This is a genomic window from Phenylobacterium sp. (assembly GCF_044372605.1).
Lineage (GTDB): Bacteria > Pseudomonadota > Alphaproteobacteria > Caulobacterales > Caulobacteraceae > Phenylobacterium.
In genome coordinates this window covers 1-8,768 of the sequence record NZ_JBILRO010000140.1, presented here as the reverse complement: position 1 = coordinate 8,768, position 8,768 = coordinate 1, and the positions used below count along the sequence as shown (strand labels likewise).

Genomic DNA, 8,768 nt, shown 5'->3' with positions numbered 1-8,768 from the left:
CTCGGGGTTCCTGGCCAGCGCCATCGTGGCCGTCCTGCTCAGCATGGGCATTCCCGTCATCGCGTTCGGGCTGCTGAATGGCTTTCGCCGGCTGGATCGGGGTACCCGGGCAGCGACAGCGGCGCACTATGGATCGGTGTCAGCTGTCACCTTCGTCGCCGCCAGCGAGTATCTGAAGGTCGAGGGCATAGCCTTCGCAGGCTACATGGCCGCCATTGTCGCACTGATGGAAACCCCCGCGATCGTGACCGGCTTGATCCTGGCAGGCCGCAGTGGCGGCGAAACAAAGAAGGGGCCGAATTGGGAAGTGATCCGCGAGGTGCTGCTGAATGGCACTGTCGTGCTGCTGCTGGGTGCATTCGTGATCGGGGCGATGACCGGCGACAAGGGACTTGAGCGTATCGACGTGTTCGTCAACCCGCTGTTCCAGGGGGTCCTGTGCCTGTTCCTGCTGGAGATGGGGCTGGTGGCGGCGCGTCGTCTCTTGGACACCAACAGCCTGTCGCCGGCGCTGGTCGGGTTCGGAATCGTCATGCCGCTGATCTCGATGCTCATCGCGCTGGGCCTGTGCGCGCTGTTCGGGGTTCCGCCGGAGAACCGGGGCCTGATGGCGATCCTGGCCGCCAGCGCCTCCTATATCGCCGTCCCCGCCGCCATGAGCATCGCGCTGCCCAAGGCCGACGCCGGGGTCTATCTGCCCCTGTCGTTGGGGGTTACCTTCCCGTTCAACATCATCGTCGGAATTCCGCTCTATCTCTGGGTGTCGCAGCAACTGGGCGGATGAGCCCGACGCAACGTCACCCTAGGCTCGCCACCCTCGCCGTCTTAAGACTTCGCCATGCGCGAGATCACCCACTTCATCGACGGCGCCGCCGTTTCCGGAACCTCAGGCCGCTTCGGCGACGTGTTCAACCCCAATACCGGCGAGGTTCAGGCCCGGGTTCAACTGGCGACGGCGGCAGAGGTCGACAGGGCGGTGCGGTCCGCACTCACCGCCCAGCGCGATTGGGCCCAGGTCAACCCGCAGCGCCGCGCCCGTGTGATGTTCGAGTTCAAGCGGCTGATCGAGCGCGATATGGACGCGCTGGCCGAGCTGCTGTCATCCGAGCACGGCAAGGTGATCGCCGACAGCAAGGGTGACATCCAGCGCGGTCTTGAAGTCATCGAGTTCGCCTGCGGCATCCCTCACCTGCTGAAGGGCGAATACACCGAGGGCGCGGGTCCCGGCATCGACATCTATTCCATGCGCCAGCCCCTCGGCGTGGCGGCAGGGATCACCCCGTTCAACTTCCCGGGCATGATCCCGATGTGGATGTTCGGCATCGCGATCGCCACCGGGAACAGCTTCATCCTGAAGCCGTCCGAGAAGGATCCCAGTGTTCCGGTGAAACTGGCCGAGCTGATGATGGAAGCCGGCGCGCCCGCCGGGGTTCTGAATGTGGTCCACGGCGACAAGGTGGCGGTCGACGCCATTCTCGATCATCCGGATATCCGGGCCGTCAGCTTTGTCGGCTCATCGGATATAGCTCACTACGTCTACAGCCGCGGCACGGCGACGGGTAAGCGCGTCCAGGCCATGGGCGGCGCCAAGAACCACGGCGTGATCCTGCCTGACGCCGATCTTGACCAGGCCGTGAAGGACATCATCGGCGCGGCCTATGGCTCGGCCGGCGAGCGTTGCATGGCGTTGCCGGTCGTCGTGCCCGTCGGCAAGGCCACAGCCGATGCCGTGCGCGAGCGGGTTCTGGGCGAACTCGAGAGCCTCAAGGTGGGGATTTCCACCGACCCCGCCGCCCAGTACGGGCCGGTGGTCAGCCAGGCGCACAAGCAGAAGATCAGCGACTACATCCAGATGGGCGTCGACGAGGGTGCCGAGCTGGTGGTCGATGGGCGTGGCTTCTCACTGCAGGGCTATGAGCAGGGCTTCTTCATCGGGCCCAGCCTGTTCGACCAGGTGAAGCCGACCATGCGGACCTATCAGGAAGAGATCTTCGGGCCGGTTCTCCAGATCGCCCGCGTGGAGAGCTTCGAGGAGGCGCTGCATCTGCCGTCATCCCACCAGTATGGAAACGGCGTCGCCATCTTCACCCGCAACGGCCGGGCGGCGCGCGAGTTCGCCCAGCAGGTGAACGTCGGCATGGTCGGCATCAATGTGCCGATCCCGGTGCCGGTGGCCTACCATACCTTCGGGGGCTGGAAGCGCTCGGCGTTCGGTGATGTGAACCAGCATGGGCTGGAGGGCGTTCGCTTCTACACCAAGGTCAAAACCGTCACGGCCCGCTGGCCGGAAGGCGCGGTCGAGGACTCCGCCTTCGTCATTCCGACCATGAAGTAGAGGCGTCAGGCCAGGAACTGGTCCGACACCCAGGCCACCACCTCGCCGCCGCCCTCGATCACTCCTCGAACCTGCGCCCAGGGTCCGGGTGAGTCATAGACGACCTCGACCACCGATCCGCTGACGAACACCCCCAGCTTGTCGAACTCGAGGCCCGGGCCGCCGCGCGCATTGAGCCGCGAGGCGATCACCTTTCGGGTCAGCACCGAGGCATCGCCGCGCCCGCCCACCAGCGAGGTGAACCGGCCCATCGGGAAGGCCGGGCCGGGGTCGGACTTGCGCAAGGGTGCGATATCGTCGTGGCCGACGATCTCGGTGATGGTGGGATAGGCCGCGAGGATCAACCGGGTCACCTCGACCAGCGCCTTCATCTGGGTCTCGCCATAGACCTCCCAGAGGGCCGGCTTGCTTTCGTTCCTGTGGGTCAGTTCCACCGCCTGGCCCGGATCGACGATCTTTCCGGTGGCGCTGCGCACCTGGCCGTCGGCCGTCCGCATCAGCCGGCCCCAGTTGTCGATCTCGATGCCGATGGAATAGTCGTTGCAGTTGGACCGCCCGCGCCAGACCGACTTGCCGGCGTGCCAGGCCTTGACGTTGAACGGCACGACCTGGCGGATATCGCCGTCGCGCCCGACCACGATGTGGGCCGAGGCGTTGGCGGCCGGCGAGGCGAAGTAGTCGGCCACCCCCTTCGCGCCCGCGCCGCTGACCGTGTAATGCATGACCAGCAGGGTGGGGCCGTCGAGCGGCCCGCCGTGGTTGGGCGAGGGCTTGTGCCAGCCCGGCTGAAGCTTGTGATCGATGATCTTCACAGGGTTTCTCCCGAAAACATTTGTGACAAATGCGGGGTATATCGGCGTGTAGTTCGCTATGTAGTTCGACCCGTCGATACGCTCCAGGATTGCAAAATATGCCGGCATCGCGTGAGCGCCAAAATTTTTCGTCCTGGTATTGATTGCGGGCCGGCCGAAGGGTCGCTAGGCCGGGCGACGATGGCCTCCGCCCTGCAGACTGCTTACGATCAGCGCATCCGTGACGGAGCGATCCGGGCCGACCCGGCCCAGGCCGCCGCGCTGGCGCCCCTGGTGCGGCTGGAGGGCGAGCTGGCGGACGCCGACCCCGGTCCCGGCCTGAAGCGCCTGTTCGCCAAACCCCGGAGCCACCGCGGCGTCTACCTGATCGGGCCGGTGGGGCGGGGCAAGTCCATGCTGATGGACCTGTTCTTCGAGACGGTTCCGATCGCCCGGAAACGCCGCACCCACTTCCACGTCTTCATGGGCGAGATCCACCGGCTGATCGACGCCTGGCGCAAGGGCGACGCCGCCGCCCGCAAGGCCCGGTTCGGACAGCACAAGGGCGACGATCCCATCGTCCCCGTCGCCGAGGTGGTGGCGGCTGAGGCGCGGCTGTTGTGCTTCGACGAGTTCCAGGTCACGGACATCGCCGACGCCATGATCCTGGGGCGGCTGTTCACGGCCCTGTTCGAGCGCGGCGTGACCCTGGTGGCCACATCAAACCGCCTGCCGGACCAGCTCTATCTGAACGGCATCAACCGCCAGCTGTTCCTGCCCTTCATCGACCTGCTGAAGAGCAAGGCCGAGGTGGTGGTCATCGCCGGGCCGCACGACTATCGGCTGGATCGGCTGCGCGCCGCGGGGACCTGGTTCTCTCCCGCTGACGCCGGTCACACAGAGGCCTTTGACAGGCTGTGGCGCGACATGCTGGGCCACGAGGAGGAGGACGGCGAGACCCTGGAGGTGCTGGGCCGCAAGCTCCATTTCCCGCACGCCGCCGGCGGATTGCTCCGGGCCAGTTTCGCCAGCCTCTGTTCGGTGGCGCTGGGGCCCAACGACTATGTGGCGCTCGCCGAACGGTTTCACACGGTGTTTCTGGAGGGTCTGCCGACCCTGACGCCGCAGCGGCGGGAGGAGGCGCGCCGCCTGGTGGTGCTGATCGACGCCCTCTACGAGGCCCGGACCCACCTGATCGTGCTGGCCGACGCCGAACCCGTGGCGCTCTATCCAGCGGGCGATGGATCGTTCGAGTTTGAACGCACGGCATCCCGGCTGCAGGAGATGCGCTCGGCGGGGTGGCTGGAGGAGCGGTAGTCGGGAGGGCTGGAATGTGAATTTGCGAATTGATCTTTTGGCGAGCATGGAGCTTGCATTCAACCTTTGATACGCTTGATTTCGCCACGGATAGGTTTTTCATGTCATCGCATGCGGTCGGCAGACCCCTTCGTTTCCGCCTCCCAGTCTTCACTTTGGTGGCGCTCGTTGTTCTGTTGCTTCTGATTGGTGGGCGGCTCGAGGCTTCGGAAATCAGCTCCAGCAAATCGGGGGACCTGTGGGTGTGCGGCCCGGCGAATGCTCCACCATGCCGCGCCCCCTCGCCTGACGCCGCCACCGTGGTCGCTGGTGCTCGAGGCTATCCAATTGCATTTTTCTGGAGCGGCGACGCAGACCTGATAATTGCAGCCCGCCTCCCGGGCCGCCTTCGTGTCGGCGGTGAGATGAATGGCGACTTGCGACCGGTTGCTGGGTCTCCCTATCAAGCCATTGCGATCCGGATGATGCATCGGGATATTGAACCGATGGAGTTCTCACTCTCCGCAGACGGGAAACCCCTGGTTCAGCAGCGCTGGCCTACCCGACCGACAACATCGGAGCTGCGCGCCGGACGCCTCACACAGCATGAGCTGGCGACACCGGACGGGAACGGTCGTCGTACCATTTCGGTCTATATACCGGACGGATACGCCTCCGACCCGCGCCGCACGGCAGTTCTGGTCGCCGACGGGCAGACGCTTATCTCATACGCAAAAGTCGTAGACGCGGCCATTGTCGCCGGGCGCCTGCCAAAAGTACTCCTCGTCGGCGTCTGGCATGACCCTCAACAACGCGGTGCGGAGTACGTCCGCGGCCAGGACCCAAGGCGCTTTGAAGAACATGCTCGTTTCGTCGAGCAAGTTGTTGTCCCCTTCGCGACCAGGAATCTGCACGCCCCAACCGCTTGGTTCATTGCAGGGATGTCGGACGGCGCCGCCTGGGCGCTCGCAACTCAAGGGGCGAACCCAAGCCGCTACACGGGTACGATTGCGCTATCGCCGGTCTATGGGCCCATCACGGCGATGCCTGGCGTCGGCGCTTCGGGACGCATCTTTGTAGGGTGGGGGCTGGATGAACACCGCCCGCCACAGATCGTAAAATCCCTGAAAACGCCGACAAGGGGAGCTGTCGTATGTGACGCTAGCCTTCCTGGCGGCCACACAACTGAAACCTGGGCGCCCTTGTTCATACTTGGTCTCACCTGGCTAGCTTCGTCTGGTTCTGCCTGTTTCTGACGTCGCGCTCCGTCCTGCTTTGGCATGCGCGAGGGCGCTGAGGGCGGTTCAAACGGCGCCAGTTGCGCGGTCGTCAACTTGCTCGTCAACCAAAAGTGTGTATAATGCGCACGGTGAATAGCCGAGATCTTGTCCGTGAGCTGAGGGCCGCAGGCTGGGTGCTGGATCGCGTGCGTGGCTCTCACCACGTCTACAGACATCCGGAGCGCGCGGGACACGTGGTTGTTCCGCACCCGAAGAAGGACCTTGGCGTCGGACTTGTCGCTGCGATCCGCAAACAGGCAGGGCTTTAGGAGATGACCATGCGCTATCCCGTCGCCATCGAGCCCGGCCACGCCGATCAGGCCTTTGGCGTCGTTGTTCCGGATCTGCCGGGGTGCTTTTCGGCGGGCGACACCCTGGACGAGGCGATGAGCGGCGTGGAGGAGGCGGCGGCGGCCTGGATCGACGCCACCCTCGATGCCGGCGGCGCCCTGCCGCCACCCAGTGATCTGGGAGCCCTGCGCGATAGCCCCGAGTTTGCGGGCTGGAGTTTCGGCGTGGTCACCATCGACCCGGCCATTCTCGATGACACGACGGAGCGGGTGAACATCACCCTGCCCCGCCGGGTGCTGGAACGGCTGGACGCCCAGGCGCGCCGGGCGGGCGAGAGCCGCTCTGGCTATATTGCGCAGATGACGCTGAAGGGGTGAGGCGGTGGCCGGCGGGTGGCCCAGGTTACGTTGATACTTTACCCCCGCCGACATAGGAGCCCGCACCGGCCGGAAGCTTGCCCACAGGCTCCGCAGGCAGCCGCCCCGTTTGGCATTTTGGGGGTTAAGTAAAGTGTCACCGGAATGCCCCCCTTGAAAAAGTCCCGTCGGCACTATTTGTAGGGTTGGTTCACCCAGACAATGCTGAATGGGGGGGTGAAATCCTCTCACTCATCACTCAGAAGCAAGAGTATTGCTCAGATTTGGCCCAGATGAACGGCAGGAATAACGGTGACAGTTGCAATAACCCCTAAACTTCCAAAGCTTGGTCCGCCGCCTGAGATTAGGGGTTATTGCAACTGTCACCGTTATTCCTGCCTTACCGGTCGACCAGGCTGCATCATCACAAGGTGGCGGGGAAAGTCGGCGTCGAATGGTCGTACGTGTCCTCACGTTCAGGTCGACGAATGGCTCGACCCGCTCGAGATTGAACTCCGCGACGGCCGTCACGCACGGCGCTCTTGACCGAACGGCCTGTTGTTTGACATAACGTATGTTACATAACATGCGATACGTCAAAAGGCGGCGGAATGCCCAGGGTTGTAGATCATGAGGAGCGGCGCGCCGGGTTTGTAACGGCAAGCTGGGATGTCATCGCTGAGGAAGGCCTTGGCGCCGCGACGCTTCGCCGAGTGGCCTCGGCGGCGGGCGTGACGACGGGCGCGCTCACTCATTATTTCTGCGACCGCGAGGCGCTGCTTGTCGAGGCATTGCGCGCCGCGCACTTCGCGGCCGGCGCCCGGATGCGGCGAGCAGTTGCGGCTGCGCGGTCCGATCGCGCGAGACTATCGGCCGTGCTCGAGGAGGCTCTGCCGTTCGATGCTGCGCGTCTCCGCGAATGGCGGGTCTGGCTGGCATTCTGGGGGGAAGCCGTCGGCAATCCGCGACTCCGCCGCGAGAATGAAGAACGTGTCGCGGAATGGCGAGACCTCCTGGAGGCGCTCGTGGCGCCGCTGGTGGCAGGCGCCGCGACTTCAGGGGCTGCGTCCGCTGAACTGTTGAGCCTGGTCGATGGCCTGGGATTGCGGCTTGCCCTTGCCCCGCGAGCGACGCTTGCGCGGGAACAGGCGGCGGCCCGCTCGGTCATTGATCGCGCAGTCATGCGCCTTAGCCGCCTTGAAGCGGTCCCGGGTCGAGCCGACGAACCAGAATCTTCTGAACATATCGCGGGGGATGCGAAGTGAGCCAAACCCAGGACGGCATGAGCAAACGGCTGAAGACCTTACTCCTGATTACCGACATATTGTTTTTGACATACTGGGCTGCGTCCTTGCTTCATTTGCTCGGCGTTTTTCAAATGCCGCCCAGCATGATGTACGCTGACTTCGATCAGCCTCGCGTGTTTGCCTGGAACTGGTCGTTCCTGCCCTTGGACGTCCTGTTCTCGATCACCGGGATCGCGGCTGTCAGACTGTCGACGGCCGGAGATCCTCGCTGGCGGCCAATGGCCATGATCTCACTCTGTCTGACCTTCGTCGCCGGCCTGATGGCGATCGGTTACTGGACCATTCTCGGCGAATTCGATCCAGCCTGGTATCTTCCGAACCTGGCGTTGGCGGTCTGGCCCTTGTTCTTCCTGCCCGGGCTGCTGAACGCGACCGTCCGCCCTTCATGACGCGGGGTCGGCCTCGGCGTCCGGTCCGCCTGCGTCGAGCCCCCCGGGCTCGCCTCCGGCTGCGACCGGAGTTACCACCAGCTATCCAGCCCGCAAGCTCTCCACCAGCGCCTGGGCGTAGGGCCGCAACACCTCATCGGCCCTGACCACGATGGTGAGTTCGCGGAGCGCCCAGTCGTCGGTCAGCTCGATGACCGCCAGGGCCATGGTCTGGGCGGCGCGGCGGGCCGTGGTCTGGGGGACGACGCCGACGCCGACGCCGGCGGCCACCAGCCGGCAGACCGCATCGAAGCTGCGCAGCTGGATGCGGGCTTTCAGCGGGCGGCCTTCACGGGCGGCCTTGCCGGTCAGAAACCGTTGCAGGGAGCTTGAGCGTTCCAGACCGACGATGTCGAAGTCCAGTACCTCGGCAAACGCCATCCGCGAGCGCGCCGCCAGCGGATGGTTCTGCGCCGCCACCACCACGAACCGGTCGGAGCGAAACGGATAGGTCTGTAGACGGCCGACATCGACGGTGCCGGCGACGATGCCGATGTCGCCGACGCCCTCGGCGATCAGGCCGACGATCTCGTCGGACAGCCGCTCCTCCAGATCGACGTTGACCTGCGGGTGGGCGGCGAGGAACAGGCTGAGCGGTTCCGGCAGGAATTCCGTCAGGGCGTTGGTGTTGGCCAGAAGCCGGACCTCGCCGGACAGGCCACCGGCGAAGGCCGACAGGTCGTC

At 64.9% G+C, this 8,768-nt stretch carries 10 protein-coding genes; 8 read left to right on the top strand and 2 right to left on the bottom strand.

Going from position 1 to position 8,768, the window contains the following annotated elements:
• A partial coding sequence (locus ACIQ42_RS11895; RefSeq protein WP_397422404.1) for a sodium-dependent bicarbonate transport family permease occupies positions 1-784 on the top strand: 784 nt, incomplete at its 5' end.
• A gap of 54 nt (positions 785-838) precedes the next feature.
• The gene (locus tag ACIQ42_RS11890; protein WP_397422403.1) at positions 839-2,335 is read left to right on the top strand and encodes a CoA-acylating methylmalonate-semialdehyde dehydrogenase; all 1,497 of its coding nucleotides are present in this window, start codon (positions 839-841) and stop codon (positions 2,333-2,335) included.
• 5 nt (positions 2,336-2,340) lie between these two features.
• Here ACIQ42_RS11890 and ACIQ42_RS11885 read toward each other — a convergent pair whose 3' ends face one another.
• Positions 2,341-3,147, bottom strand: coding sequence for an N-acetylmuramoyl-L-alanine amidase (locus ACIQ42_RS11885; protein WP_397422402.1), 807 nt, complete (start codon positions 3,145-3,147; stop codon positions 2,341-2,343).
• A gap of 180 nt (positions 3,148-3,327) precedes the next feature.
• Here ACIQ42_RS11885 and zapE point away from each other — a divergent pair, with 180 nt between their 5' ends.
• The 6 genes from zapE (at position 3,328) to ACIQ42_RS11855 (ending at position 8,045) form a co-directional block, all read left to right on the top strand.
• The gene (zapE, locus tag ACIQ42_RS11880; RefSeq protein ID WP_397422400.1) at positions 3,328-4,443 is read left to right on the top strand and encodes a cell division protein ZapE; all 1,116 of its coding nucleotides are present in this window, start codon (positions 3,328-3,330) and stop codon (positions 4,441-4,443) included.
• A 53-nt stretch (positions 4,444-4,496) separates the two neighbouring features.
• Entirely contained in the window at positions 4,497-5,678 is a 1,182-nt protein-coding gene (locus ACIQ42_RS11875) for an alpha/beta hydrolase (protein WP_397422398.1), read from the top strand.
• 104 nt (positions 5,679-5,782) lie between these two features.
• Positions 5,783-5,971, top strand: coding sequence for a type II toxin-antitoxin system HicA family toxin (locus tag ACIQ42_RS11870; RefSeq protein ID WP_397422397.1), 189 nt, complete (start codon positions 5,783-5,785; stop codon positions 5,969-5,971).
• A 9-nt stretch (positions 5,972-5,980) separates the two neighbouring features.
• The gene (locus ACIQ42_RS11865) at positions 5,981-6,370 is read left to right on the top strand and encodes a type II toxin-antitoxin system HicB family antitoxin (protein WP_397422396.1); all 390 of its coding nucleotides are present in this window, start codon (positions 5,981-5,983) and stop codon (positions 6,368-6,370) included.
• A gap of 590 nt (positions 6,371-6,960) precedes the next feature.
• A complete protein-coding gene (locus ACIQ42_RS11860; protein ID WP_397422395.1) occupies positions 6,961-7,614 on the top strand; it encodes a TetR/AcrR family transcriptional regulator in 654 nt (217 codons plus the stop codon).
• Between the two features lie 17 nt (positions 7,615-7,631).
• Positions 7,632-8,045, top strand: a complete 414-nt coding sequence (locus ACIQ42_RS11855; protein WP_397422405.1) for a DUF5360 family protein — start codon at positions 7,632-7,634, stop codon at positions 8,043-8,045.
• Between the two features lie 81 nt (positions 8,046-8,126).
• Here ACIQ42_RS11855 and ACIQ42_RS11850 read toward each other — a convergent pair.
• On the bottom strand, positions 8,127-8,768 hold a 642-nt coding region (locus ACIQ42_RS11850), incomplete at its 5' end, for a LysR substrate-binding domain-containing protein (RefSeq protein WP_397422394.1).

Excerpts from the sequence above, each read along its gene's own strand:
- zapE (WP_397422400.1), top strand. The coding sequence starts at position 3,328 with ATGGCCTCCGCCCTGCAGACTGCTTACGATCAGCGCATCCGTGACGGA.
- ACIQ42_RS11865 (WP_397422396.1), top strand. The coding sequence starts at position 5,981 with ATGCGCTATCCCGTCGCCATCGAGCCCGGCCACGCCGATCAGGCCTTT.
- ACIQ42_RS11890 (WP_397422403.1), top strand. The coding sequence starts at position 839 with ATGCGCGAGATCACCCACTTCATCGACGGCGCCGCCGTTTCCGGAACC.
- ACIQ42_RS11860 (WP_397422395.1), top strand. The coding sequence starts at position 6,961 with ATGCCCAGGGTTGTAGATCATGAGGAGCGGCGCGCCGGGTTTGTAACG.
- ACIQ42_RS11855 (WP_397422405.1), top strand. The coding sequence starts at position 7,632 with ATGAGCAAACGGCTGAAGACCTTACTCCTGATTACCGACATATTGTTT.
- ACIQ42_RS11870 (WP_397422397.1), top strand. The coding sequence starts at position 5,783 with ATGCGCACGGTGAATAGCCGAGATCTTGTCCGTGAGCTGAGGGCCGCA.